The organism is Paenibacillus gorillae (genome assembly GCF_000513275.1).
Classification (GTDB): domain Bacteria; phylum Bacillota; class Bacilli; order Paenibacillales; family Paenibacillaceae; genus Pristimantibacillus; species Pristimantibacillus gorillae.
Window position 1 is genome coordinate 26,221 of the sequence record NZ_CBVJ010000030.1, and the last position, 24,511, is coordinate 50,731.

Genomic DNA, 24,511 nt, shown 5'->3' on the forward strand with positions numbered 1-24,511 from the left:
TTTTTATAATGCCGCTTCAGCGGAATGAACCCGATTCAACATATTCGATCAATCCTGCACTGGCCTGTCGTTTCACCTCTTTAACATCTTGCAGGGGAGGGAGACCGAACAGACGGCGGTATTCCCGGTTAAATTGCGAGGAGCTTACATAACCTACCTCTAAAGAAGCATTGGTTACATCCATTTGGCCGCTGATTAGAAGCCTTCTGGCTTCCTGAAGTCGAAGCTGCTTCTGGTACTGCAGCGGTCCCATCGAAGTAACAGCTTTGAATTTGTGATGCAGACCAGACACGCTCATGTTGGTGGCATTAGCGAGCTCTTCCATAGTAAAGGAACGGGCATAGTGATCCTTGATCCAGGAGATAGCCTTGCCAATGCCCTCCGCTTGTTGATCAAAGAACACCTGTTGAAAGAATAGATGGCAATACTCGCCGGTCAGCAGTTTAAAGATCATTTCCTGTTTGATCAATCCTGATAAGAAGATGATTTCTTCTTCGGGTTTGTCGAGAAGCATCAAAAGCCTAACAAACAAAGCGAGTAATTCCAAATCGGCTTTTCCAATAAAAGCTGCATTCGAATGCTTTTCGCGTGGCCGAACTCTCAATCCGGAGTCCGTGATGACGGAAGCTATTTCTTGAATCGTAAAATCAATACGCAAGCCGATGTACGGTTGCGTATCTAATGTGTCTGCATTCACTTGCGCTATTGCCGGTAAAGCGATTAGGGATGTCAAAAAATCGCCTTCCCTTGCAAAAAGAATATGGTCTCCGGAATGAATTTTTTTGGAGCCCTGCAGCACCAGACAAAACGAAGGACTCAATACGACGGGAATCGGCGGTGTCTGGCGGCTGTATCGCCTCATTGTCAAATAGGGAATTTGTGTTTGATAACTGCTGTCAGTACTAATTCGGTTTTATTGTAAGTGCCTTAACTTGCTCCAGTAAATGTATCCGCAGCTCCTGCTGCCCTTCCTCGTCTAAAGATGTGAAGTTAACCATCGCGCGCACCTCTCTTTGCATTTGCAGGATTAGGCAATTTTCCGGCAGGAATCATCAGGTTTTTATGTTTATTGTAAGATATAATTTGCTTCAGCGGAAAATTGTTTTATCATCATTCAGCACTCAAAAGGCTGATTGTTTTGTAATTATTCCTATTGGAGAGTTGCATTAACCACTAAGTGTAATAAGGATCATAAAGGAAACGAATCAAGGAGGATATGAATATGCAGGATCAATATAAACAAACCGTTTTAGTTACCGGCGGTACTGGTTTTGTAGCGGGATGGGCCATTTACGAACTGATCAGACAAGGATATAAAGTTCGAACCACTGTAAGAAGTAAGGAGAAGGAACTGTCGGTTCTTAATATGCTTTCGGGTGTAGGAATAGATACCTCACCATTATCTTTCCATATCGCAGAACTTACCAGCGATGAAGGTTGGGATGCGGCGATGGCTGGAGTGGATTACGTGCTTCATATTGCTTCTCCTCTTGTTGCGGGGGATCCTGATGACCTGGATGCTTTCGTGATCCCGGCACGCGATGGGGCGCTTCGTGTACTCAGGGCGGCGGTTAATGCCAATGTCGAACGTGTGGTCATGACTTCTTCGCTCGCTGCGGCAACCCCTGATATTTCTAGTGAAGATCAGCAGGTTAACGAGACGTTCTGGTCTGATCCCAACGACAACAATCTGAATGCTTACCGCAAATCAAAAGCCATCGCTGAAAAGGCTGCTTGGGACTATATGAAGGAGCATACCAGCAAAACAACTTTAACAACGGTTCTTCCAGGAGCTATATTTGGTCCAATTCTTTCCGCATCCGTTCCGAGTTCCATTGGGGTAATCCAAAAGCTGGTACAAGGGGAAGGGCCCGGACATCCCAATATCGGCTTCGAAATCATTGATGTACGTGATTTGGTTGACCTTCATATTCGGGCGATGACTGAGCCGAAGGCATCTGGACAACGGTATATTGCAGTCAACGGATATATGATGATGATCGAGATGGCCAAGTTTCTGAAGCAAGCGTTAGGCGAAGCTGGAAATAAGATTGCGATCCAGTCTATTCCAGATTCTGTGCTAAAGGATGCAGCTAAAACAAATCCGTCTCTTGCCTCTTTAGTTCCAATGCTGGGACGTAAATTCCGGTACACTTCGAACAAAGCAAAGTCGGAGCTGGATTGGAGCCCTCGTCCAGCGGAAGAGACTGTTTTAGACAGCGCAAATAAGCTGATCGATTTTCATTTGATTTAATGAAACGTAACTTGAGATTAAATAAGTTCGGACATAATTTAGGAAGATATACAGGTATCTGATATATCTTTCTCAAACTATTAATTCGGACGTTGAAATGGCCCGAGACGAAACAATCGTCTCGGCTTTTTTATTTTCTTCCATAATCGCAGAATTGACAGATACGCTGTTTTGGATTGTAACAAATCGATGGTTTTGGATATTAAAGATCACTCCATTAATTGCTATACTAACGAGACTATTCATCAATACATAGGAGTGAAGATATGGAAAAGGTACGCTACCAGATTAGAGAAGTAACAGACAAAGCGAAAATCGAGGTTTTTCTGCAGCAAGCCCGCGTTGGCCATCTTGGAATGGTTGATGGACAATTGCCTTATGTTGTTCCACTTAATTTCGTTTGGACAAATGATAAGCTTTATTTCCATGGTGCTGCTGGGGGAAGACGAAATCAGGTTATGATGGCAAACCCGGAGGTTTGTTTCACGGTATGTGAAGAGTACGGGACTATTACGGATCCTGTGCCAGCTAAAACAGATACAGCATACATGAGTGTAATCATTTTTGGAAAAGCAGAGCGTATAGATGGTTTGGATGAGGCCACGCACGTACTGCAGGAAATGATTAATAAGTATGTTCCTGGGTACTATAACCGTCCATTGCCGCAACAGCATGTAGATAAATACCGTTCCGCTGTATTTGGCGGTCCGGTAGAGGTGTACCGCGTTGATCCTAAACATATTACAGCGAAAGCAAATCCAGTTGAGGAAGAGAAAATGTTTAAACCTAATAAATCGATCTAGACAATCAATTGAATGAGACTTTCCGGGAAAAAAATGGCGCTTTATCAATTTAGAAGCTGGCCTATAGAACGCAATTAAAAGGCAAATCCTCATCACATTTTATGATGAGGATTTGCCTTTTCTAAGCCTGTCTTCAAGGTTTGAACGTACTGCTGGCCATTCTTCTGCAAGGATTGAGTAATAAGCGGTATCTCTTATGCTGCCATCGCTTGCAGGAGCGTGAGCTCTGCGTATGCCTTCAAAAGCAGCACCTAACCTTTGTATGGCAGAACGGGAAGGAGTATTGCGAGCATCCGTTTTCAGGGTGACTCTGGCTGTTTTCCACGAATCAAATGCATGGGTAAGCATGAGAAGCTTGCATTCTGTATTGACACCAGTGCGCTGGAAAGAAGTTGCATACCAAGTGCTTCCAATTTCAGCTACAGTAGGCGGGACAAGATCCGTGGGAGAAGGCCCGCTAGCTACACCGGGAGGCCAAGGCGGGGGCCATGTAAAAACTTCGAGATCAAGAAATCGTGTTGTCCCGACAATACGGTCTGTTTCGAGGTGACGTACAACAAACGGCATCGCACGATTTTTCGAAGAGTCTGCCAGAGCAATTTCGATATAACGTTGGGCATCTTCCAGCCCGTCGGGCACATACGTAAAGGAGTAGAATGATCTATTTTCTGAAGCAGCATCGGAGAGGGCATTGGCGTGGTTAATTGTCATCGGTTCTAGTGAAACCAGACGGCCACAAAGGGTCACGGGAGTCAGCATAGTATCACATCCTATAATTGTTGATTAGCTTGAAATCAATTTTTGGATTGCTTATTTTTAATGTTTTGGATGTATGTAGCCAATCCATTTGTTGCTATACTAGCACAGTATTCTTCATACCTGCAATATTACACTGAAAGGGTTGAATCCATGGATCAGCTAGTAGAGCAAAACCTCAAAACAGTTAGGCAGCAGATGGAGTTGGCCTGCATCGCTTCCGGCCGCCATATGGATGACGTGAAATTGTTACTAGCCACCAAAACCGTTCCTCTTGATAAATTGCACCAGGCAATTCAAGCTGGAGAGGCGTTATTTGGTGAAAATAAAGCGCAAGAGCTACGAGACAAATTCCCGCTTATGCAGCAGCATAAACAGGTAGAGTGGCATTTTATCGGACATTTGCAAACAAATAAGGTGAAGGATGTTGTGAAATATGTGACACTCATTCATTCTGTAGATCGTTTAAAGCTTGGGCAGGCTTTGCATCAACAGCTTACTAAAGAGAACAAGTCGATGGATATTCTGGTGCAAATCAACACGTCATATGAAGAGAGTAAGTTTGGAGCCTCTCCGGAAACAGCGCTGGAACTGGTAGAACAACTATGCCAATTCGATACCTTAAAAATTAAAGGCTTGATGACAATAGGCAAATTAAATGCCACATCAGAAGAAACACGGGATTGTTTTCGATTGTTGAAAAAAGTGCAAGCACAAATTAAAGATAGAAATTATCCGCAAGTAGAAATGGACACTCTTTCAATGGGAATGTCCGGTGATTTCAAAGTAGCAATTGAAGAAGGAGCCACGATCATCCGCGTAGGGACAAGCGTATTTGGCCAACGGTACTTGCCGGATTCCTACTACTGGAACGAAAACATGCGCGGAGATGATTAGGTGAGAGGCAGGAAATATCAGAAAATGATACGCTCCATCAACTTCGTGGTCGTGATTTCAGATCATCTACAAGGAATGTTCTGCAGGAAAAAACTGGCAAGGATACCTATTGCAACAGTATCCTTGCCAGACGCTCAATGCCTCGCTCGATAGCGGCTTCATCTACTTTAGCAAATCCAAGAATCCATCCTTTTCGCTCACTTTTCAAGCTATATTTGCTGAGCGGATAGATACGAATACCTTCTTCAAAGGCTATATTTGTCACGGTTTCCTCGTCAAAGGATTGATCAACCTCAAGAAGCATATGCAAACCGGTCTCGACTCCGCTAAGTGTAAAGCGTTCACTCAATCCAGTGGCGATGATAGCTTTTGTCATGGCTTCGTGCCTGCGCCGGTACACATTTCGCACCCGCCTCATATGACGCATAAAGTGACCGTGTTCAATGAAATGCGCCAGCGTAAATTGCTCCATAATCGGAAGATGACGATAAGTCAATTCCTGAACTTGAGCAAGCCGATGGATGGCTTCATTCGGACCAATGATCGCTGATAACCGGATACCAGGCGCCACCATCTTGGAAAAGCTCATCATATACAACGTATTCTGAGGTCTTTGGCTGAACAAGGTAGGAAGCGGGTCTCCGCGGTAACGAAATTCGCTGTCGTAATCATCCTCTACAATCCAAAACTGTGATTGAGCAGCCATATGTAATAATTGCTGCCGGCGCGGTTCGGACATGATAACACCAACAGCGCATTGATGGGATGGTGTAACAAACACAAGCTTGGATTGTGGATGTATATGGTCTGTGCATAGTCCAGATTCATCGACTGGAGCGGGACATACTCGCATGTTCCGATAATTCATAGCCATCCACGCAGCAGGAAAACCTGGATCTTCGACAGTAACCGTATCCCCTTCCTGCAAAAGAGCTTGGGCTATCAAATCGATGCTGTGCTGTGCACCAGAGGTTAATAAAATTTGATCAACTTGCACATAAATGCCACGTTCAAGTGATAAGTACCGCTGAATTTGTTCCCGAAGTGGAAGATAACCTCTAGCATCACCATAAGCCCATATATTCAAATCATTACTGGTCGACGCCTGCAAAAAAGATTGTCTCCAGCTTTTTTGAAATTGTTCATCGAGATATGGCTCATGAGGAGTGAAATCTATTTCAGGAATAATTCTTTCTTTATTGCCAAACCAGCTGTGCAAATGCTTAATCGAAGCATTCAGTACTGGCAGATCGGGGAGAAGGGGGCCTTTTATTTCCTCGGCCTCTGAAATAGGCTTCACATAGATCGTCTCACTAACCCTTGTCCCGCCTCGACGGGAAGTTACCGTGTATCCTCGGCTAAATAACTCTTCATAAACAATTTGTATGGTCGAACGTGACACGCCGATTAGAGAAGCTAATTCACGAGAAGGAAGCAGCAATTCGCCTGGTTGCCATTTACCGGTTGTAATATTATGGATCGCTTGATCAAGAAGCTGCTGCCACATAGGACGATCATCATTACGATCAACTTTGAGCATTTTATCACCATGATTCTAATGGATTTATGGATTGATGGAAATTATGTTTATTGTTATTTAGTTACAATCCATTGATTGATATCCTATCATAGTGATCATTCATGTACAACTCTACTTGTCCAATCAGAAAAGCGCCATTCAGGCGCTTTAGAATAACAGCGTGATAATCGTGTAATTGTCAATTTACAAAATGGTACTTTTACCTTATTATGCTAGTGTGGTTAACCGAGGGAGGGTAAAAAATGATTTCAGTTACTGAGATGAAATTAGAGGACTCATACAGGATTCGTGATATTGACCGGTCCGAAACAATAGAGCTGATTTATAAATGCCTTGATGGTGAGATTCAAGAGGTAAAGCTTCCACATGAATGCCCGAATTGGGAGGAAGAACATTACCAGGAGATTATAGAGCGATATGAATTTGAACTAAGTAACGGTGGTACAGCCTATGGAGCATATGACGGGGACAAATTGATTGGATTCGGAGTGCTGGCACACAAATTCAGGGGCAAAGATCAAAGGCAGCTTCAGTTAGACCTGATGTATGTATCACGCAATTATCGAAGGCAAGGAATTGGAAGCCGAATTTTCCATGAATTAAACCAAGTCGCAATAGAAAAAGGAGCTGCACAACTATACATATCCGCCACTGAAACCGAGTCAGCAGTAAAATTTTATACCAGTCGTGGTTCTGCATTGACATCGGATTTGGACGAGGAGCTTTATCGAAAGGAACCGAACGACATTCATATGACTATAGAATTGTGAAACCGTTAATCTCACGGAAAACTTTATCATCATAAAATAAGGAAAGTGCCAGTCACTATGACTGGCTCAGGCTGTAGAGAAACCCCTTATTTTTTGTAGGGGCCTAAATCTCTCGAAATTTTTTCACCTAAATGTGGTTCTCAGATCGTTTTAAATCGATTTTTCTTTGCTAAGACGAGAGCCACCAAATAAAAATAAAAGTGTCGAAAAGTCCATAGGACTTTCTCGACACTCTGTGCCAGTCACTACGACTGGCTGTTTTTCTAAAATAATCATCCCGTTCGTTATCGAACTTTCACCTGCTATCTAAAACAGGAGGTACCCTATGAGTTCCATTCTTAACGTTATAGAAAAGCTAAAGCTGAACGTCAGGAGTATAGAAGATGTTCCAGAGTCATTTAGCTCAGAGGTGTACAAGCTTACTCTTTCTAGCGGAGAGAACGTTTATGTGAAAATTCCATTTAACAAAGATAAACTATATCGTGAATTTCAGATCCTTGAAACATTGCAGGGAGTTATTCCTGTTCCTAAGGTATTGGACATTTGGTATGGGGATGAACGTACTACTGGAGCATTGCTTCTTTCAGCAATTCAAGGCACGCCTTGTACAGGGGACATTGATGAAAAACTCGCTTATCAAATTAGCATGTATCACGCTATGCTCCATGAGGTTAAAACTCCCGGGTATGGTTATTATTTAAGCGATGGTTATAAGGTGCTTGACCAAAACAATTGGAGATTATATATCAAAAGCAATTTTGAAAATTAGAAAGAGCCATGCAAGGAGATTCTCGATTCACAATTGTTTGAAAAATGTATTCTTCGTTTCGATGAAATCTTATCTGCTTTACCGGCCCCTGATGGACCAGGCATTGTTCACATGGATTTTAGACCAGGTAATATATTGGTGAAAGGTAACGAGGTTGCTGGCATTATCGATTTCGAGAGTGCCCGTGGCGGATCGTCGGAAATAGATTTTACAAAAGTTAATCGAGATATTTGGGAAGTCAATCCGAGAACAAAGATACCGTTCATTGACGGATATCAATCGATTCGACCTATGCTGGCCCTGGAACAAGTGCTGCCATTTTATAATATTTACGATGCTTTCAGTGCCGTTGTTTGGTGTAAAAACAGAGGAATCGAAAAAAATCAAACATTCCTTCAAGAAAATATTGTTGTTTTAAGGAATTCGGTAGGTTATTGAGTATAGTTGTTTTCGCTTGGAATGCTCACACATTGGTTGTATACGTTTCGTAAGAAAAGATGATGTAGAACTTAATCTGCAACTAAACCCAGTCGAATCTCGGCTGGGTTTTTGCTGTGGATTTGTATTATAAGCATGAGAAACCGGGAATGAGAAAGGGGAGAGCAAGTTCCCGCTGATCCTTAGATTGAACCTTTAATAATTCGTACAACAATCAGAAAACCTTGCTGTTACTGGGTTTGTTCAATCCACTTTCTATTACCTGATCATTTTCAACTAAATTTTAAAATGAAAACGCTTTACAACAAAATTGAAAATATGTTATAACAACATTACGACATAATCAATTTGTGAAAAGGAGAGACCAAATGCTTGACCGTAGCAAGAAAGGCAGCCCGCTTTATTATCAGCTCAAGGATGTCATCTTAAAGCAAATTGAAGAGGGGCATTGGATTGTAGGTGATAAAATCCCAACGGAAGGAGAGTTATGCGAGCTTTTTAAGGTTAGTCGTACGACTGTTCGATTGACGCTTGCCGAGCTGGTAAATGAAGGTGTATTGTACCGGATCCAAGGAAGCGGCACCTTTGTCGCTGAGCATGCTCTACAAGGGGAACGACCGAAGCTGCTAGGACTGGTTGAGGACTTCGAGAAAAAGGGCAACAAAGTTAAAAGCACCGTTATCCAGGCTGGAGTCGTTCCTGTAACGAATGAAACAACACGGAATTTGGAGCTGATTTGGGAGAAAAATGTGTATCAGCTGAAGCGGGTAAGAATTGTTAATCAGGAAATTATAGGTCTTCAGGATGCTTATATACGCAGCAGCCTGCTCAATGTAGATCTGAACAGCTATGATTTTAGTAATCAATCCTTGTATAGAACCTTGAAGAATGATGCTGGCATAGTTCTTACGGAAGCAATAGAGAAGGTTAAGGCAGTACTCGCTGACGAAGAAACAGCTGTATTGCTTGGTATAAAATCAGGGTCACCGCTTCTGTATATCGAACGAGTCACTAAGACCGATAAAGGGCCCATTGAGTTTACAAAAATGTACTTCTTGCCTGACAAGTTCCAATATGTCAACGTTTTGAAAACAACAGATTAACAAAGCAGTTATTCAAGTTTCCTTCCGATTGATAAAGAATCTACAGATTACAATCATGCGCGCAAGTCTGTAGGTTCTTCTCAATATAAAAAATTGTTGGGGGTATTCTTGTGAAAAAAGCGTTGTTCACTACACTTTTGGTAGCGCTAACATTACTATCGGCATGCGGTTCTGGTCCAAAGGGCCAGCCGGAAAGCACAGCAGGAGGCAAGTCAGACGGTGACAAAAAGCTGGTAGTTGGGGTCACTTATACAACGCTTAGACATGAATTTTTCATTGATATTAGTAAGGGGGTAAATAAAAAAGCCGAAGAGGCAGGCGTCACGGTTTTGACGAATGACCCTAACCTTGATTTGGCTAAGCAAGTATCGGCTATTGAGGATTATACTCAAAAGGATGTCGATGCTCTAATCGTTCTGGCAACAGATAATGCAGGTGTTATTCCTGCAATTGAGGAAGCCAAAAGCAAAGGTATCCCGATTATAACGGCTGATAATGTTATTAATTCCGAAAGCGTTGATACGTTTATCGGTACTGAAAACTATGAAGCAGGAAAACAAATTGGCGAGCAGCTGAAAAAGAGCATTGAAGCTGAAGGCAAGGATGCTACGATCGCAATTGTTACCTGGAAGCAGTCCTTTGTTCAGAAGGAAAGATTAAGAGGGTTTAAAGATGCGCTTGCAGATGTCAAGGGTGTTAAATTCCTCAATGAGCAACCAGGCTATAACCGCGAAGAGTCGATGTCCACGGTTGAAAATATTCTTCAGGCCCATCCTGATGTGAATTATATTTTTGCAACTAGTGAAAACAGCGTATCCGGCTCCTTGGCTGCACTTGAATCGGCTAAAAAAAGCAACATCAAAATTGTAGGCTTTGATCCAACATCAGAAACTGCAGAAGGAATTCGCAACGATTATATTCTGGCACTTATTCAACAGCAGCCGCAGCTAATTGGTGAAAAAGCTATTGAAGCGGCGATTGATGCCATTAACGGTAAGAAGCTTGAAAAAAACATTAGCATTCCCGTCATTCTGGTAGATAAGAGTAACGTAGACGAGCATTTCGCAAAGTGAATTAGAAATGGGGAATTTCCTTGAAACAACCAATTCTTGAATTGAAAAACATCGTCAAGGAATTTTACGGCAACCGTGCCTTATCTAATGTTTCTTTAACGCTTATGCCTGGCAGTGTTCATGCTATCGTAGGTGAGAATGGAGCAGGGAAGTCAACTTTTATAAAAATTTTGACTGGCGCATACAGCAAGACGAGCGGCGACATATATGTCGGTGGCGAGCTGATAAACCAGATGGACCCCTTGATGTCCAAAAAGCTTGGGATCCATTGCATCTATCAGGAGCTGAATGTAGCGAATGATTTGACGGTAGCCGAAAATGTATTCCTGGGCATTCAACCTGTCAAACGGTTTGGCCTTATTCATTGGAAGAAAATGAATCAAGATGCGAAGGTCATATTCGATTCCCTGCAAATCCGGATCGATCCTAAGCAGCTAGTGAGGCATGTGAGCATTGCCCAGAAACAAATGATCGAAATAGCAAGAGCCATTTCACAGCAAGCTAAAGTGCTTATTATGGATGAACCAACCTCTTCGCTATCGGATAGAGAAATTGAAATACTGCTTCGTTTGATTGGGGAGCTCAAGCAGCAGGGAATAGGAATCTTGTATATTTCACATCGCATGGATGAAATTTTCCGGATTGCAGATACGGTGACCGTGCTTCGTGACGGTCAGCATATTAAGACGATGCCTTTGAAGGAGGTAAGCGGGGTTGATGAGCTGGTGGAGCTCATGGCTAACCGAAAGGTTGCGGATTACTTCAACAAGGTTGAGGTACCGATCGGCAAGCCGGTGTTGAAGGTAGAAGGGCTTAGTAAAAGCAATATGTTCCATAATATTGGCTTCGAGCTGCGAGAGGGAGAAATTGTAGGAATTGCTGGCTTGGTAGGATCAGGCAGAACCGAGATCGCCATGACATTATTCGGAATGCTGAAGAAGGATAGCGGTACGATTTCGATCGACGGCAGGCCAGTCGACATTCGCAGTCCTAGAGACGCCATTAAGCTGGGCATAGGCTTTGTAACCGAAAATCGCAAGGAAACAGGACTTGCCCTAAAGATGAGTGTTCGAGAAAACATGACACTGCCTACCCTGAAGCAATTTGACAAGATGCTATGGGTAGATCGCAAGAAGGAGTCCAAGGCTGCTGAAGAATACCGTACTCGGCTTAATATTAAAACGACTAGCCTGGAGCAGCAAATTTCGAAATTAAGCGGAGGCAATCAGCAAAAGGCCATCATAGCACGCTGGATGATTCAGGGCACTCGAATTTTGATTTTGGACGAGCCTTGCCGCGGGGTTGACGTTAGAGCTAAGGCAGAAATTTTTGCTCAGATCAGCAAGCTGGCACAGCAGGGCATTACCGTTCTGATGATCTCATCAGAAATTCAAGAAATTGTCGGCATGAGTGACAGAGTCATTGTCATGAAAGAGGGACATATGGCAGGAATGCTGGAGAAGCCGATGATTACACCAGACCATATTTTGAAACTCGCTTTTGGGGGGGCTAACAGTGCTTAAAGCCAATGCAATCTTACAACCAGAACAAGCGAAGTGGAAGCAACTCGCATACTTCCTCTTTAATAAGGGCAGCACAACAATCGGACTTATTCTCTTATTCGTCATTATGTCTTTTGCAAGCAGTGATTTTCTTACAATAGACAATTTGTTAAATGTATTTCGACAATCAGCCGTGCTTTGCATTATGGCTGTTGCGATGACCTTTATCATTATATCCGGTGGTATTGATTTGAGCGCAGGCTCTCAAATTGCTGTAAGCGGTGTCATTGCGGCAGGATTAATCGCAGCAGGTGTACCCGTGCCGCTTGCAATTCTCATTACCATTGTAGTTGGGGCTGCCATCGGTCTATTCGTCGGTACGGTCATATCAACGCAAAAGATTCCGCCTTTTATTGTTACGCTGGCGATGCTCACCATATTGAGCGGAATTGCCTTCGTATATACAGAAGGTAACCCCATCCCGATCAACGATGCATTTTTCCGATCGCTGGGAAGAGGTTATCTTGGCCCGATTCCAGTGCCAATTATTATTATGATAGCGGTTGCAATCGTTGGACACCTGCTGCTGACGCATACAAGGTTTGGCAGAGCGATCTACGCGATAGGCGGCAATGAAGAAGCTGCTAGGCTTTGCGGCATTCGAGTCAATTGGGTAAAGACAGGCATTTATGTATTTGGAAGCATGGTCATGTCAATCGCAGGTATTTTGTTAGCTTCTCGTTTGTCTACAGGTTCTCCAAATGCTGGTACTGGATCAGAGTTGGATGCTATCGCTGCTGTTGTATTAGGAGGCACCAATTTATTTGGCGGTGAAGGGAAAATCGTAGGAACGCTGATGGGTGTTGCGATTATTTCGATTTTGAACAATGGACTTAATTTATTGAATGTCCCTTCCTATCATCAGCTTATGATCAAAGGTATTGTCATTTTGGCTGCTGTTTGGTTTAACTCGATGAAAAGCAGAAGAGCATCAGCTGCTTAAATTGATTTAAATATTTGCATAATAAAATATATAGTAAAGGTGATGGAGAGAAATGAGCGGAGGAATTTTTCCAGCAAAAAAGAATGCACTAGATGAGTTGTTTGGCGTTAAGAAGCCGATTATCGGTATGATTCACTTGAAGCCGATGCCTGGTGCGCCTCATTATAAAGGCGAAAGCATGGATGAAATCATTGAGTTTGCACTTAAAGATGTCCGGACGCTTGTGGAAGGTGGCGTTGACGGCTTGCAAATCGAGAATGCTTGGGACCTTCCTTTCCCTAAGCCAGAAGATTTTGGCATGGAGACGGTTGCAGCTATGACAGCTGTAGGCGTTGAAATTCGTAAGGCAAGCAGCCTGCCGCTTGGTGTCAACTGCTTGGCAAATGCCGTGCTGCCTTCTATTGCAATTGCCAAAGGCTGTAAGGCAACTTGGGTTCGCTCTAATCAATGGGTAAACGCATATGTTGCCAATGAAGGCATCATAGAAGGAGCTTCTGCTAAAGCGATGCGTTATAAAGCGGGATTGTTTGGTGACGATATTAGAGTGATGGCAGACGTTCATGTTAAGCATGGCAGTCACTCCATTGTAGCTGATCGCAGCTTGGCAGAGCAGACACGCGACAATGAATTTTTCGATGCGGATATTCTGATTGCAACAGGTAATCGTACGGGCGACGAAACAGAGTTAGATGAAATTAACGGCATTAGTAATCATACAAGCCTGCCAGTCATCGTAGGAAGCGGAATGACAGAGAGCAATGCAGTATCTATCCTTTCTGTTGCTGATGGAGCCATTGTTGGCAGCTGCTTGAAAGTTGCCGGAAACTGGTGGGAGCCCGTTGAGCTGGAGCGTGTGAAACGGTTTATGCATCAGGTCGCAACCTTGCGTTAGGAGGGTCAGGTATGGCCGCAATAGCAGTTCATGGATTTATAAACGTAGATCTTGCAGGTAAAACAGCTGCTTTTGCAGGCGCTGACCAGGAAGCAGAGCTAGAGGAGTTTCAAGTATTCTCAGGCGGTTCGGCGGCGAATGTCGCCGTCGGGCTGTCCCGGCTCGGCCAGGAGGTGTTCTTCCTAGGAGCAACTGGTGATGATGGTTATGCCTCCTTATTGATAAAGGAGCTGGAGCAAGTCAGATGCGACTATATACAGCAAGTACCTGGAGTGGTATCAGGCACCGTTATGATAACAGTGGATCGTCAGGGTTTGCGTACCATGTATACTTATCCGGGTGCCAATACGCATTTTAATTGGAGGCTTGTGCCGCAATTATTTGTCGGAGGGCTGGATTACTTGCACTTAAGCAGTCCTGCGGATGCTGTTATCGAGCAGTTGGTGCAGTTAAAAGAAGCGAATAGCGGACTTCAAGTTTCGCTTGATCCGAGCAAGCTGCTTACTGGTAAAGGACTTCGGTACTTAAAGCCGTTGCTCCAGCAAACATCTATTTTATTTCTGAATGAAGCGGAGCTGGATGATTTATTTCCTTCATGTCAGCGCAGCGAGGGGATTAGGCAGCTGCATAGCATCGGACCTAAGCATATTTTTGTAAAGCTTGGTGCGAAAGGTGCAGAGTACAGCTTCATGCAAGAAAGCGGGCAGCCGAATAGGATGCATCAGGGTGCGCAGCCCGTTCATGCAGTAGACTCTACGGGAGCAGGCGATGCTTTTGCTGCAGGAGCACTATATGGTCTTGCAAGAGGCTGGGAGCAGCAGAACGTGCTTCGACTTGGTATTGAAATGGGAACACGAGCTGTTGCAGCGGTTGGAGCAAGAACAGGATTGCCATATAGACATGAGCTAAGCGGGCTGAATTGGTTCTCTTGATACCGTGAAGATAATATTATCATTGTTATTTAGTGCATTGTAAAGCCGCAATTTTTGCGGCTTTTTTTGCATTCAGTTTCGGGTTGAAAGTAACTACTTATGCAAGCTTTACAGCTTCTATATATGTCCATCTAACTTAAGATATATCTCCCTTCTAAATAAAGAAACGTTTGCGAGTCCTCCAATACTGCAAGATCAAATAAATCACTGTAAGGTAAATGTAAGACAATGTAAGGCAAATCGATGGCTTACGCTAGCCTGGCAGGATAAGATTGGAACAAACGAAAATAGTATTTTTTTGAAGGAGAATCGAGATGAGGCTGTTTGAACTATTGCTTATTTTGTCAAACATCGGGTTGTTTGCTTTAACAGTGCTATTAAAAACAGGGCGGCATAGAATTCCATTATTCATTGGAAGCGGGATTTCCACACTTTTACTGGTCGTTCATTGGACGGTGGAAGGATACAGAATTCAGCTGATTTTCCCCTATTGCATAACGATCATTTGTTTAGCCATTTCAAGTTATCGCTATTTTAAAAAAACTGGCCTAAGTAAAATCCCGCGATTCATCTTGGGTTCAACTTATACCGCCACAGTGGTAATGCTGGTCGTAACTGCGGGTCTCATGTATGCTTTTCCTGTATTTAAACTGCCTGAACCGACAGGTGAATTTAAGGTAGGAACGCAAACTTTTCATTTCGTGGATCCCAATAGGGAAGAGATTTTCGACGAAGCCAGAGAGGGTAAGAGAGAATTGATGGTTCAAGTATGGTATCCGGCTCAAGCTGGCACCGGCAAATACGCTCCCTTTATTCCAGACACTCAGATTTTACGTTATATGGCCGAGAGCTATGGCCTTCCCGGGTTTACTTTGCAACACCTGAAGTACGTATCCAGTCATTCTTATTCGGGGGCCGAAATCTCTTCGGCACAGACTTCATACCCGTTGATCATAGTAAATCCCGGCTATGGCTCTTCCAGGTTCCTCCATACATCGCAAGCTGAAAATCTCGCGAGTCACGGATATATCGTGGCAGCGATCGACCACACCTACAATACATTTGCAACCGTGTTTCCTGACGGTCGAATCACGATCAGCACAACCAACAATCTATTCTCGCCCGACCATGATTACAGGACAGAAAGCGCTAATCGAGACAAGTTGGGAGAAGTCTTAACCGATGATGTGGCGTTAGCGCTGGACCAATTCAAGCTCATCCAATCGGGGCAGATTCCAAGTCATTTAAAAGGGAGGATTGATCTCGGTCATGTCGGAGTATTCGGTCATTCCATCGGCGGAGCGACGGCTTATGACGCTTCTTACGATCCGCGAATCACGGTTGGAATAGACTTAGATGGAGCGCTTTATCGACTGCGTGACAGAGAGGGTCTGAGAAAACCGATTTTTGTTCATGAACTCGGAAAGTGAATTCGAAAGATTAAAGATGGTGATGGATAACCATGCCTACACGGAGGCAGAGCTTAAACGTATGGGCGACACAAGAGAGTGGATGGATCAAGTAACGGAAGATAAAAAATTGGAGCTTGAACGGATGCGCGAAACGGCCGACGAAGGAGGACAATTCCTCTATATCGAAAATTCGGAGCATTTGAATTTTACCGACGTACAATTCATTTCTTCGATTTTCAAAATTTTGGGAATTACAGGAAAGGTTGCACCCGAAAGAGCGAATTCCGTCATCAATGCCTATATGCTGGATTTCTTCGATATGTATCTTAAAAATCAAGGCGGAACCTTAATGAAAGGACCAGATCGTCGCTTTCCGGAGGTGAAGTTCGCAACCTCGCTATTATAGCATCACGTACAGGCTGCCGATACGGTAGACTCCCCTTCAAGCAGACAAAGTTTATTAAATAAACCGTTTGACGGGGGAGTTTTTTTCTGAAAAACGAATGCTAAATGGTGACATAAAGTAGTCACCCCCCTATATTATACTTCTCTTATAACAAGAAGGAGGAATTGCTCGATGTCTATCCTTGATAGCAGGGAACTTTTTGTTCGGGTTTCTTGTTAACAAAAGCATGACGAGAACAGTTATTCTGTTCCCGCTCCTATATGCTGCCATTTATTTGTTTCCTTTTCGAACATTGGTATTACGGTAGGAACACTAATAGTCGGCTGGTTTATTGCTCAGTGGGGTACACATCAGCTCATGGAGAAAGCAAGTGTGAAATAGGATGAGATTTTCACGTGACAGTTTCCTCTAAATTAAAGCTGCAGGTGGCAGCTTTTTCTTGCGATCTTATGCTTTTTGACAGGAATTAAATCATTGTTTACACCTCGTATTACCAAACAGTAAAATTGAATGAATACAGTTTATGGAAACATGAGAATAAAAGAGGCAGGACTGGTGCCGCAGCTGACAAAGGAGAACGAAGCTATGAAAAAGTACATACTATTCGATCATGATGGTGTTCTGGTTGATACTGAATTCTGGTATTACAAAGCGGGAGAACGTGCTCTAGCTGACATTGGATTTACTTTGGATAAAGATCAGTACCTCCGTGACATGACCCAGTCATTTGGCACTTGGTCTCAAGCGAGGGCGGCTGGTATTGATGAACAAACCATCAGTAGGCAGCGTGAGGTCCGCAACGTTTATTATCAGGAATATCTACGTACAGAAGCGATCGAAATTGAAGGCGTTATTGAAACTCTAGCCGAATTGTCAAAATACGTACGCATGGCCATCGTGACGACTGCAAAACGTGCGGACTTTCAACTTATTCATGAAACGCGCCAGATTAAACAATTCATGGATTTCGTCCTTGTGCGTGAAGACTACGAGCGCAGCAAGCCGCACCCGGAACCATACTTGACTGGCCTAAAGCGCTTCGGAGCTGCCAAAGAAGAGACTCTGGTAGTAGAGGATTCAAACCGAGGGTTGAGCTCTGCCGTGGCGGCTGGTATCGACTGTGCTATTGTCCATAACGATTTCACAAAAACACATGACTTCTCACAGGCCAGCTACCGAATCAAGACTCTGATTGAACTAAAGGATATTATCCTTAATTAATTTGAGAGAGCATTCCATGCTGGAATCGTTTAAACAAAGTCAAAAAACGAATAGAAGTAGGTTTGTTATGAAAAAGCAATTTAAGAATGGTCACCGAATGTTAGAGAGTTTTGGATATGAATTTATTGTACAATGTCCTAATTGTAATGAAAAATCTAAGGTCATATCACCTGAAGGACTCTATTATAGAAATGCAATAATTAGATTCATTTGTATGTCTTGCGGTTTGCTAAAGGAAATGATTCCGAGTACAAATTGTTTTAATCAAAACGTTATTTCTTATGGTAATTCATGGCGTGAAGGTTTGATTAATATAGGCGGGAATTATGACTGGTATTTTGGTTATCCACTGTATTTACAAGTTGCTTGTTGTGGCCGTACTCTTTGGGCTTATAATTTAGAACATTTAAGTTATCTTGAGAAGTATGTTGAAGCTGAATTAAGAGGGTCATCCCCTTACTATTTAAGTGTGGAAAGCAGGCTTCCAATTTGAATGAAAGCAGCAAAAAATCGTGAAGCTGTTTTAAAAGCAATAAATAAAATAAAACAGATGTAATCACTGTGACAGGTCTGATCGAATTACCCTGCTTGTCGTCACAATTTGCTTAAGAAGGTAGCGATAGACCTAAAAACAAGAATGGCGATGCAGAGATGAACTCCTTCAGCATCGCCATTTCTTTATAATAGTTCCTTTTAATAAAGTGAATGGTTTTAACTTAATTATGGATACTAGCCATTACATGCCAGCTGCCGGAAGCGGACAACGTATAAAAATATTGACCAGCTGTCGTTCCTGTAGCGATAGGGATAAGAGGCGCACCTGATGCACCAGGATAGGTGTATTGCTGTGAGGACAGGCTGATGGTTTTGGAGCCAACCAATACGTTTGTGCAGGATGTTGTGGTACATTCCTTTTTGTACACCTTGACGGTAAGGGTGTCGGAACTTGTGCCGGTATTGACGATTACACCGTTTCCGAAATAGATGGTACCGCCGCTGAGGTTGTAAACCGGGCTCGTGTACGAAAAAGCAGCGAATACAGAAGGTGCGAATGAAGCCAACAGGGCAATCACCAGCAGGACGGAAATAAAAGCTCTTTTCATCACAGAACCTCTGATCATTCGATCAGTAATAACTTGTTGTTGCATCATCATTAAATGATTCCTCCTTAGAATTAATTATTGATTCAAATTTGAGTCATCCTGCAAATTCATATTCATTCAATAAATCCATATCCTCCTTCCCGAAAAAATTCATTGTCCAGCCCTTCAATAGATAGAGAGTGTTATCAATACTGAGAGAATGGAAGGAGGACGATTACATATATTCTATTTTATGTCTATTTTATAGACAATAGGATTTCGGGTATATTTTTACCTTTTATTAGGGGGAAATTTAACTTGCAAGGGGTTGGGGGCTTTGATACTCGGAATAAGCTTACCCGGAAAGTGGTTCTTAGGAGGAATTGATATAATTAATTTATTGTCTCTCTCTTATCAGTTAATGGGCAGATTTGGTATTAGCAAACTATAAGAAACAATCCAAGTTGAATTCAACTAGAAATATAGTTAAAGTATATTGTAAGATATCCTTCATGAGCAAAGGAGAACTCAAAATGAGAAAACTCGTTCTATTTCTGCACGCATCGCTTGATGGTTTTGTAGAAGGGCCAAATGGTGAAATGGACATTGGCTGGGTTTCCTACGATGCTGATTTGGAGAAACACGCGAAAGAAATTCTGAGTACGGCCGACACTGTCATTTGGGGACGCGGGACTTATCAGATGATGCACAGTTACTGGCCATCTGTGCCTTCGAACCCATCAGCTTCGCAACATGAACTAAATCATGCTGAGTGGATTGAAAAAACAGCTAAAATCGTTTTTTCCACGACGCTGGAGAAAGTCGAATGGAATAATTCCAGACTCGTAAAAGAAGATATCGAGGAAGAGATCTATAACCTCAAACAGCAGCCAGGCCAGGATATGGTCATCCTCGGCAGTCCCAGGTTCGCACACCACCTTATGCAGCTTGATTTAATTGATGAGTATAAAATTACGGTTTCTCCTGTCCTGATCGGTAATGGATTGCCGTTATTCCAAGGTATTAAGGAGAAGGTCAATCTTAAGCTAATTGAAAACAAGAGCTTTGATTCTGGAGCAATTGGTCTCGTTTACCAGACGGTAAGATGACCTTGTCACTTAGGTGATTTAGCAAACGGGAGACAGCAGTTCAACATAACAGCAGCCGGTGCAGTACTTCCGGTTGCTTTTTTTGTTATGCCAACGTAAGACTTTGTTTAAATTGAGCAGTACTCACACAGCAATTTCCGAGTCATTACAAGAAAATTATTGTTCAATGTAATGGTGCTGAAGGGACTTTATTTGAATCTTTAGCTTCCTTATCGAACTAAAGGAGCGGAGAACTATAGCTCTATCAAAAAAGCTGTAGCAGATCGGAGGATCAGCTACAGCTTTTATTCAAGTAAAGGGCAGCTATGTTCCAATATGTGGTATATTCAGGTGAGACAATTTAAAAGTTAGAAACAATGTCATTATAGAGTGGGAGTTGGTTTTACTGTCAAGGAATTTGAAAATCATTATATTTTATACCATCGCCATTTTACTAATTGCCTCATATTTTTTGAACATTGGACTAAAAGACAATGACAAGGAAATTGAAAAAGCTGTTTTATCTTTACACCAACCGATGGCAAAAATCGTTCATATTGAAGCATTAGAGAATAAGAAAGCAATTGTGTTTTATGAATGGGGAACAGCACCCGATGATTATTTTGGGATTGCAATAGTAAAGAAGAACCTTTTTGGCTGGCACTTTATGAATGGATCTACTTCGCTATCACCAAAGAAGCATAAAATAGGATGGACTTTTTTCGACTTAAAAAGAGACTTTTCAAATTACACAGACCTTCTCTATGGAAAAATATTAGACGCCGAAATCGCAGACGTACTTGTTAATGCTAATGGCGGTAAGCAAATTTCAGCAAAAATCATCAGCGATATAAACAATGATCGGTATTGGTTCTTAATAACAGATGGAGTAACGCTTATGAGTTCTACGGTTACAGCCCGTTCTCAAACTGGAAAAATAATCGATCAGATACCAAGATAAACATTGATCATGAACTCTTCCGAAAAGATGACAAAGTGGCTTATATTAATTCACTGGTTGGAGCGTATTCAAATATTTATCTTAATTTTAATCTAACCAAAAAAGATAATTCAGTTGGTAAAAATTTTCCTGAAAATATAAATATATTCAACAGCCCGAAGCCTTCGTCACCCATTGTCTATTCTTTGGATAATCGTTCAACCAATGTATCCAACGAAGAAATAGATCAGAAATTAAAACTATATATCTCTTATGTTTCTCAAGTCGTTGATACGCTTGACTTTCCAAATAAAATCAAAGGTAAGAGTTTAAGCGAACAGTATAGAACATTAAACGAAGTTAGCGCTTTGATCGATGGATTTAATTTAGAAAAGTAATCATTAATCTTTACGAGTATCTCTTAGGAGGAGAAAGTATGTTCTATGTAAATGTAGAAGGAGCTGTTTTCAGAGAAGATAAGTGGTTAATAATTGAACGAAGTACGAAAGAGGAACACGCTGGAGGACTTCTTTCTCTTGTTGGAGGTACAGTAGAGAAAGAAGGTAATTCCAAGGATATACTAGAACGAACTATAAAAAGAGAGTTGTTTGAAGAAGTAGGCGTAAAGGTGAAAGAAAAGATGGAATTTGTAAGAAGCACCACTTTTTCATTGGAAAATGGCAGTGAAGTTATTGATATTGTTTTTCTATGTGAATTTGATGAAGGGGAACCCTTTGCTAAAAGTCCAGATGAAGTAGATGCTGTATATTGGATGACAACGGATGAAATACTTAATCATCCAAGGTCCCCAATCTGGTTAAAAGATAGTATACAAGAAGCGGGAGCCCTGCTGCATAAGGTTAACTTGTCATTATGCTAACGGAGAATGATAGTTGAATCATTATATCCTTTAAAAAGGGGGAATGAGCAATATGGCAAATATCGAGCACTTACAGACCGTGAATGCTCCAGCTTCAACGGTATATGAAGCATTAACCACTGCAAAAGGACTTTCAGAAATATGGACAAATGAACTAATAGTCAATGATCAGATCGGTTGTGTAAATGAGTTCAGATTCGGCGGAAAAGGCTTAACAAAGATGCGAGTTGATGAGCTTGTTACCGATAAAAAGATTTTGTGGCAGTGTGTGGATTCAGATCCAGAGTGGATAGGTACGACAATTTCTTTCGATATGGAGGAGAAAAACGGGAAGACTTCAATCATTTTTCGTCAGATGAATTGGCAGGAAGTAACCGCATTTTATCGCTTATGTAATTATAATTGGGCCATTTTTTTGTACAGTCTTAAACAGTATTGCGAAGAAGGCGAAGGTCTGCCGTATCATAAACGGAAGTTTTAGGACCATTTGATAGTAGGCAGGTTTGAATGGGATTTGAAGTCTGATATCATCAAGTAATCAATGAAATGAACCTGGATGATGGATCAGCGAGGGAAAAGAAAATGAATAAAACGGAACGGCAGCTTGCCATAATGCTTGAACTACAACGAAGCAAGGTATTAAGAGCGGAAGATATGGCTTCTATATTTGAGACAAGTGTGCGGACGATATATCGGGATATTCAAGCCCTGAGCGAGATGGGGGTACCCGTATTGGGATCCCCTGGTCAAGGATATTCCTTGATCGATGGTTATTTCCTCCCTCCGGTCAGTTTCTCGGTGGAAGAGACTGTGGCCTTGCTTATAGGGACAGACTTTATTGAACAAAGGCTGGATGGTATTTACGGAACCGGAGCTCAGGCCGCCAAACGCAAGATTGAAGCTATTCTGCCGGAGCCAGTTCGTGACGAGTCGGCACGGGTGCGGGAAACCATGAGGCTTCTTCATGTTAGTGAACCGCTAACTGGCTTGAAGGAAAAAGAATATCTCGGACAATTGCGGATGGCGATTTTGGAGAGGCGAAAAATTAAGATTTCGTACCAGAAAAAAATACCGGAATCGGACGGCAATAGGAAGAGTATGCGTGAAGTCGATCCTTACGGACTGGCGCTCGTTCAGGGCAATTGGATTTTGCTCGGACGCTGCGACCTGCGGCAGGATATCAGGCATTTCCGCTTGTCGAGAATGACTGAATTAGTCGTGTCGGATAAGTACTTTGTTATGCCGAGTGACTTTAACTTGAGCGATTACCGTCCGCCAGATGACCGCAACGAACGCGTGCTAATTCGGGCCAATCCAGAAATAGCCGATAAAATCGCTGAGACCGGTAATTTCTATATAGAAGCGTTCGAGGAGCGATTAGATGATGTTTGGATCCACTTTCGTGTTCGAACACCAGAAGAGTTGCTGCATCTGATCCTTAGTTGGGGAGGAGACGTCGAGGTGGTGGAACCGGAGTCTTTACGTTGCCGGATTCGGGAAGAGGCCGAAAAAATTTTAAAACGCTACTGACATGCTGTTGTCAGTAGCGTTTTTTTATACTGGGATTATATCCGAGATGAATGAGGAGTGTTGTTTATATGAGAAGTACAACAGAAGCATTGCAATCGTTTGAAGCGACGGTTGGCCGGTATTTAGTTGAACTGGAAAACCTCGATATGGAGCAACTACATGCGAAGCCAAACGAGGAGGAATGGTCGATTGGGCAAATGTATATGCATTTAATACAGTCGGCTCAATTATTGCAGCTGCGTAATGTTGATCAGTGTTTGGCGGGGAGCGAAGCAGAGCTCAGCAGCACGGGTGAAAAAACGGAAAATGGCAGGGCCGCGTTTGAACTTGGAAGTATTCCACCCATACGGATACGGGTCCCGGCTTCACCACAGTACACACCGCAGCAGCCGGAGAGTAAGGAGCAACTGATCGAAGGACTTCGTAGCGTAGTAGAACGAATGAAACGTACTGAAATCGCTTTGGGTCAGACAGTGGAAGATAATAAAATCCTTCATCCAGGGCTCGGCGCGTTAAACGCTACAGAGTGGTTTTTGCTGGTAGAAATGCATTATAGGCATCATTTATTGCAACTTGAACGTTTGAAAAGTTTTTTAGAAAATGGGCTGGGTAGTTCCAATACCATGTCTCAAAATTCATGACAAATTCCAAAACAACCTAAACCCATATACAATGATAGCCGCATAAACTGCGGCTTTGTATTTTTTATATGGTCATACTAATTCAGTTCCAGTTTCTAGTGTCAATTTTATAATTAAGCAAGTGTAGGTAAATGGACTAGTAACACTAGCGGAGCGTTTTTTCATACGTATATGTCATGAATGATTATCAGCATATGACCAGTTTGGGATGTTCTCATTTGTAGTTCCTATTTTATCGGTGCTGATAATCATCACATGAACATATAACGGAGGCTTACTGAAGATGAATGAATTTAAGAACGATCTTCAAAATTTGAATATGGATGCGTTTAAAACGAGCGGCATGACGCCGAATGCGGGTCAAGGTCAAGTGGATCCTAAGAATGCTCGTCTATGTATTGGCTTCTGTATCGGCTTTTGTGTCGGATTTTGTTCATGCGGAGGTTGTGGCGGCTGTGGTGGTTGTGGTGGTTGTGCCAGATGTGGAGGCTTTGGCGGCTGCGCACGTTGCGGAGGATGTGCACGCTGCGGCGGCTGTGCCCGTTGTCGTTAAAAGTTACCTATTGAATGTAAACAAAG

General features: G+C 42.6%; 26 protein-coding genes and 1 pseudogene. 23 read left to right on the forward strand and 4 right to left on the reverse strand.

Annotated features, from left to right (window positions below):
* Positions 1–16 precede the first annotated feature (16 nt).
* Positions 17–868 carry an AraC family transcriptional regulator gene (locus TY10_RS05675; protein ID WP_420329381.1) on the reverse strand — a complete coding sequence of 284 codons (852 nt, stop codon included), beginning with the start codon at positions 866–868 and terminating at the stop codon, positions 17–19.
* Between the two features lie 354 nt (positions 869–1,222).
* On the opposite strand from TY10_RS05675, the gene TY10_RS05680 reads away from it, so the two are divergent.
* A complete protein-coding gene (locus TY10_RS05680; protein WP_042161481.1) occupies positions 1,223–2,254 on the forward strand; it encodes an SDR family oxidoreductase in 1,032 nt (343 codons plus the stop codon).
* A 266-nt stretch (positions 2,255–2,520) separates the two neighbouring features.
* Positions 2,521–3,057, forward strand: coding sequence for a pyridoxamine 5'-phosphate oxidase family protein (locus TY10_RS05685; protein ID WP_042161483.1), 537 nt, complete (start codon positions 2,521–2,523; stop codon positions 3,055–3,057).
* Between the two features lie 99 nt (positions 3,058–3,156).
* Here TY10_RS05685 and TY10_RS05690 read toward each other — a convergent pair whose 3' ends face one another.
* On the reverse strand, positions 3,157–3,816 hold the full coding sequence (locus tag TY10_RS05690; RefSeq protein ID WP_042161485.1) for a GNAT family N-acetyltransferase: 660 nt from the start codon (positions 3,814–3,816) through the stop codon (positions 3,157–3,159).
* A 150-nt stretch (positions 3,817–3,966) separates the two neighbouring features.
* On the opposite strand from TY10_RS05690, the gene TY10_RS05695 reads away from it, so the two are divergent.
* On the forward strand, positions 3,967–4,710 hold the full coding sequence (locus TY10_RS05695) for a YggS family pyridoxal phosphate-dependent enzyme (RefSeq protein WP_042161487.1): 744 nt from the start codon (positions 3,967–3,969) through the stop codon (positions 4,708–4,710).
* A 106-nt stretch (positions 4,711–4,816) separates the two neighbouring features.
* Here the strand turns inward: TY10_RS05695 and pdxR are convergent, their stop codons facing one another.
* A complete protein-coding gene (gene pdxR, locus TY10_RS05700; RefSeq protein WP_042161489.1) occupies positions 4,817–6,250 on the reverse strand; it encodes a MocR-like pyridoxine biosynthesis transcription factor PdxR in 1,434 nt (477 codons plus the stop codon).
* Positions 6,251–6,492: 242 nt separating this feature from the next.
* Between pdxR and TY10_RS05705 the strand changes: the two genes are divergently transcribed.
* The 12 genes and pseudogenes from TY10_RS05705 (at position 6,493) to TY10_RS30260 (ending at position 18,264) form a co-directional block, all read left to right on the forward strand.
* On the forward strand, positions 6,493–7,020 hold the full coding sequence (locus TY10_RS05705) for a GNAT family N-acetyltransferase (protein ID WP_042161491.1): 528 nt from the start codon (positions 6,493–6,495) through the stop codon (positions 7,018–7,020).
* Between the two features lie 325 nt (positions 7,021–7,345).
* A complete protein-coding gene (locus TY10_RS31310; protein ID WP_238327471.1) occupies positions 7,346–7,789 on the forward strand; it encodes a protein kinase family protein in 444 nt (147 codons plus the stop codon).
* A gap of 33 nt (positions 7,790–7,822) precedes the next feature.
* Positions 7,823–8,227 (forward strand): phosphotransferase, encoded by a 405-nt coding sequence (locus TY10_RS31315; RefSeq protein ID WP_238327472.1) that lies wholly within the window; start codon positions 7,823–7,825, stop codon positions 8,225–8,227.
* 368 nt (positions 8,228–8,595) lie between these two features.
* A complete protein-coding gene (locus tag TY10_RS05715; RefSeq protein ID WP_042161492.1) occupies positions 8,596–9,330 on the forward strand; it encodes a GntR family transcriptional regulator in 735 nt (244 codons plus the stop codon).
* Positions 9,331–9,440: 110 nt separating this feature from the next.
* Positions 9,441–10,403 carry a substrate-binding domain-containing protein gene (locus TY10_RS05720; protein WP_052350384.1) on the forward strand — a complete coding sequence of 321 codons (963 nt, stop codon included), beginning with the start codon at positions 9,441–9,443 and terminating at the stop codon, positions 10,401–10,403.
* A gap of 20 nt (positions 10,404–10,423) precedes the next feature.
* Positions 10,424–11,926, forward strand: coding sequence for a sugar ABC transporter ATP-binding protein (locus tag TY10_RS05725; protein WP_052350385.1), 1,503 nt, complete (start codon positions 10,424–10,426; stop codon positions 11,924–11,926).
* Positions 11,919–12,908 carry an ABC transporter permease gene (locus TY10_RS05730; protein ID WP_337588334.1) on the forward strand — a complete coding sequence of 330 codons (990 nt, stop codon included), beginning with the start codon at positions 11,919–11,921 and terminating at the stop codon, positions 12,906–12,908. Before TY10_RS05725 ends, TY10_RS05730 begins: the two co-directional genes overlap by 8 nt.
* A gap of 52 nt (positions 12,909–12,960) precedes the next feature.
* Complete coding sequence (locus TY10_RS05735) at positions 12,961–13,800, forward strand: BtpA family protein (RefSeq protein ID WP_042161494.1); 840 nt, start codon at positions 12,961–12,963, stop codon at positions 13,798–13,800.
* Between the two features lie 11 nt (positions 13,801–13,811).
* Complete coding sequence (locus tag TY10_RS05740) at positions 13,812–14,732, forward strand: carbohydrate kinase family protein (RefSeq protein ID WP_042161495.1); 921 nt, start codon at positions 13,812–13,814, stop codon at positions 14,730–14,732.
* A 314-nt stretch (positions 14,733–15,046) separates the two neighbouring features.
* Positions 15,047–16,550 (forward strand): annotated as a pseudogene (locus TY10_RS05745) (alpha/beta hydrolase family protein).
* A 585-nt stretch (positions 16,551–17,135) separates the two neighbouring features.
* Positions 17,136–17,771: an HAD family hydrolase gene (locus TY10_RS05750; RefSeq protein WP_042161611.1), complete on the forward strand. Its 636-nt coding sequence runs from the start codon at positions 17,136–17,138 to the stop codon at positions 17,769–17,771.
* A 67-nt stretch (positions 17,772–17,838) separates the two neighbouring features.
* The gene (locus tag TY10_RS30260) at positions 17,839–18,264 is read left to right on the forward strand and encodes a hypothetical protein (RefSeq protein WP_155985714.1); all 426 of its coding nucleotides are present in this window, start codon (positions 17,839–17,841) and stop codon (positions 18,262–18,264) included.
* Between the two features lie 223 nt (positions 18,265–18,487).
* Here TY10_RS30260 and TY10_RS05755 read toward each other — a convergent pair whose 3' ends face one another.
* Positions 18,488–18,925, reverse strand: coding sequence for a hypothetical protein (locus TY10_RS05755; RefSeq protein WP_042161496.1), 438 nt, complete (start codon positions 18,923–18,925; stop codon positions 18,488–18,490).
* A 461-nt stretch (positions 18,926–19,386) separates the two neighbouring features.
* Between TY10_RS05755 and TY10_RS05760 the strand changes: the two genes are divergently transcribed.
* From TY10_RS05760 to TY10_RS30265, 8 genes are all read left to right on the forward strand, one after another.
* Positions 19,387–19,962, forward strand: a complete 576-nt coding sequence (locus TY10_RS05760; protein ID WP_042161497.1) for a dihydrofolate reductase family protein — start codon at positions 19,387–19,389, stop codon at positions 19,960–19,962.
* 397 nt (positions 19,963–20,359) lie between these two features.
* Positions 20,360–20,902 (forward strand): hypothetical protein, encoded by a 543-nt coding sequence (locus TY10_RS05765; RefSeq protein ID WP_042161498.1) that lies wholly within the window; start codon positions 20,360–20,362, stop codon positions 20,900–20,902.
* A 35-nt stretch (positions 20,903–20,937) separates the two neighbouring features.
* Positions 20,938–21,279 carry a hypothetical protein gene (locus TY10_RS05770; protein ID WP_042161500.1) on the forward strand — a complete coding sequence of 114 codons (342 nt, stop codon included), beginning with the start codon at positions 20,938–20,940 and terminating at the stop codon, positions 21,277–21,279.
* 38 nt (positions 21,280–21,317) lie between these two features.
* The gene (locus tag TY10_RS05775) at positions 21,318–21,761 is read left to right on the forward strand and encodes an NUDIX hydrolase (RefSeq protein WP_042161501.1); all 444 of its coding nucleotides are present in this window, start codon (positions 21,318–21,320) and stop codon (positions 21,759–21,761) included.
* A 52-nt stretch (positions 21,762–21,813) separates the two neighbouring features.
* Positions 21,814–22,242 (forward strand): SRPBCC family protein, encoded by a 429-nt coding sequence (locus tag TY10_RS05780; RefSeq protein WP_042161502.1) that lies wholly within the window; start codon positions 21,814–21,816, stop codon positions 22,240–22,242.
* Positions 22,243–22,343: 101 nt separating this feature from the next.
* Positions 22,344–23,291 (forward strand): helix-turn-helix transcriptional regulator, encoded by a 948-nt coding sequence (locus TY10_RS05785; protein WP_042161503.1) that lies wholly within the window; start codon positions 22,344–22,346, stop codon positions 23,289–23,291.
* A gap of 68 nt (positions 23,292–23,359) precedes the next feature.
* Complete coding sequence (locus TY10_RS05790; protein ID WP_042161504.1) at positions 23,360–23,932, forward strand: DinB family protein; 573 nt, start codon at positions 23,360–23,362, stop codon at positions 23,930–23,932.
* Positions 23,933–24,275: 343 nt separating this feature from the next.
* A complete protein-coding gene (locus tag TY10_RS30265; protein WP_420329382.1) occupies positions 24,276–24,485 on the forward strand; it encodes a hypothetical protein in 210 nt (69 codons plus the stop codon).
* Positions 24,486–24,511: the final 26 nt, after the last annotated feature.

What these genes read in the sequence shown, in the direction of transcription:
- TY10_RS05680 (WP_042161481.1), top strand. Translation starts at nt 1,223, where the DNA reads ATGCAGGATCAATATAAACAAACCGTTTTAGTTACCGGCGGTACTGGT.
- TY10_RS05685 (WP_042161483.1), top strand. Translation starts at nt 2,521, where the DNA reads ATGGAAAAGGTACGCTACCAGATTAGAGAAGTAACAGACAAAGCGAAA.
- TY10_RS05690 (WP_042161485.1), bottom strand. Translation starts at nt 3,816, where the DNA reads ATGCTGACTCCCGTGACCCTTTGTGGCCGTCTGGTTTCACTAGAACCG.
- TY10_RS05695 (WP_042161487.1), top strand. Translation starts at nt 3,967, where the DNA reads ATGGATCAGCTAGTAGAGCAAAACCTCAAAACAGTTAGGCAGCAGATG.
- pdxR (WP_042161489.1), bottom strand. Translation starts at nt 6,250, where the DNA reads ATGCTCAAAGTTGATCGTAATGATGATCGTCCTATGTGGCAGCAGCTT.
- TY10_RS05705 (WP_042161491.1), top strand. Translation starts at nt 6,493, where the DNA reads ATGATTTCAGTTACTGAGATGAAATTAGAGGACTCATACAGGATTCGT.
- TY10_RS31310 (WP_238327471.1), top strand. Translation starts at nt 7,346, where the DNA reads ATGAGTTCCATTCTTAACGTTATAGAAAAGCTAAAGCTGAACGTCAGG.
- TY10_RS05715 (WP_042161492.1), top strand. Translation starts at nt 8,596, where the DNA reads ATGCTTGACCGTAGCAAGAAAGGCAGCCCGCTTTATTATCAGCTCAAG.
- TY10_RS05735 (WP_042161494.1), top strand. Translation starts at nt 12,961, where the DNA reads ATGAGCGGAGGAATTTTTCCAGCAAAAAAGAATGCACTAGATGAGTTG.
- TY10_RS05740 (WP_042161495.1), top strand. Translation starts at nt 13,812, where the DNA reads ATGGCCGCAATAGCAGTTCATGGATTTATAAACGTAGATCTTGCAGGT.
- TY10_RS05750 (WP_042161611.1), top strand. Translation starts at nt 17,136, where the DNA reads ATGAAAAAGTACATACTATTCGATCATGATGGTGTTCTGGTTGATACT.
- TY10_RS30260 (WP_155985714.1), top strand. Translation starts at nt 17,839, where the DNA reads ATGAAAAAGCAATTTAAGAATGGTCACCGAATGTTAGAGAGTTTTGGA.
- TY10_RS05755 (WP_042161496.1), bottom strand. Translation starts at nt 18,925, where the DNA reads ATGATGATGCAACAACAAGTTATTACTGATCGAATGATCAGAGGTTCT.
- TY10_RS05760 (WP_042161497.1), top strand. Translation starts at nt 19,387, where the DNA reads ATGAGAAAACTCGTTCTATTTCTGCACGCATCGCTTGATGGTTTTGTA.
- TY10_RS05775 (WP_042161501.1), top strand. Translation starts at nt 21,318, where the DNA reads ATGTTCTATGTAAATGTAGAAGGAGCTGTTTTCAGAGAAGATAAGTGG.
- TY10_RS05780 (WP_042161502.1), top strand. Translation starts at nt 21,814, where the DNA reads ATGGCAAATATCGAGCACTTACAGACCGTGAATGCTCCAGCTTCAACG.
- TY10_RS05785 (WP_042161503.1), top strand. Translation starts at nt 22,344, where the DNA reads ATGAATAAAACGGAACGGCAGCTTGCCATAATGCTTGAACTACAACGA.
- TY10_RS05790 (WP_042161504.1), top strand. Translation starts at nt 23,360, where the DNA reads ATGAGAAGTACAACAGAAGCATTGCAATCGTTTGAAGCGACGGTTGGC.
- TY10_RS30265 (WP_420329382.1), top strand. Translation starts at nt 24,276, where the DNA reads ATGACGCCGAATGCGGGTCAAGGTCAAGTGGATCCTAAGAATGCTCGT.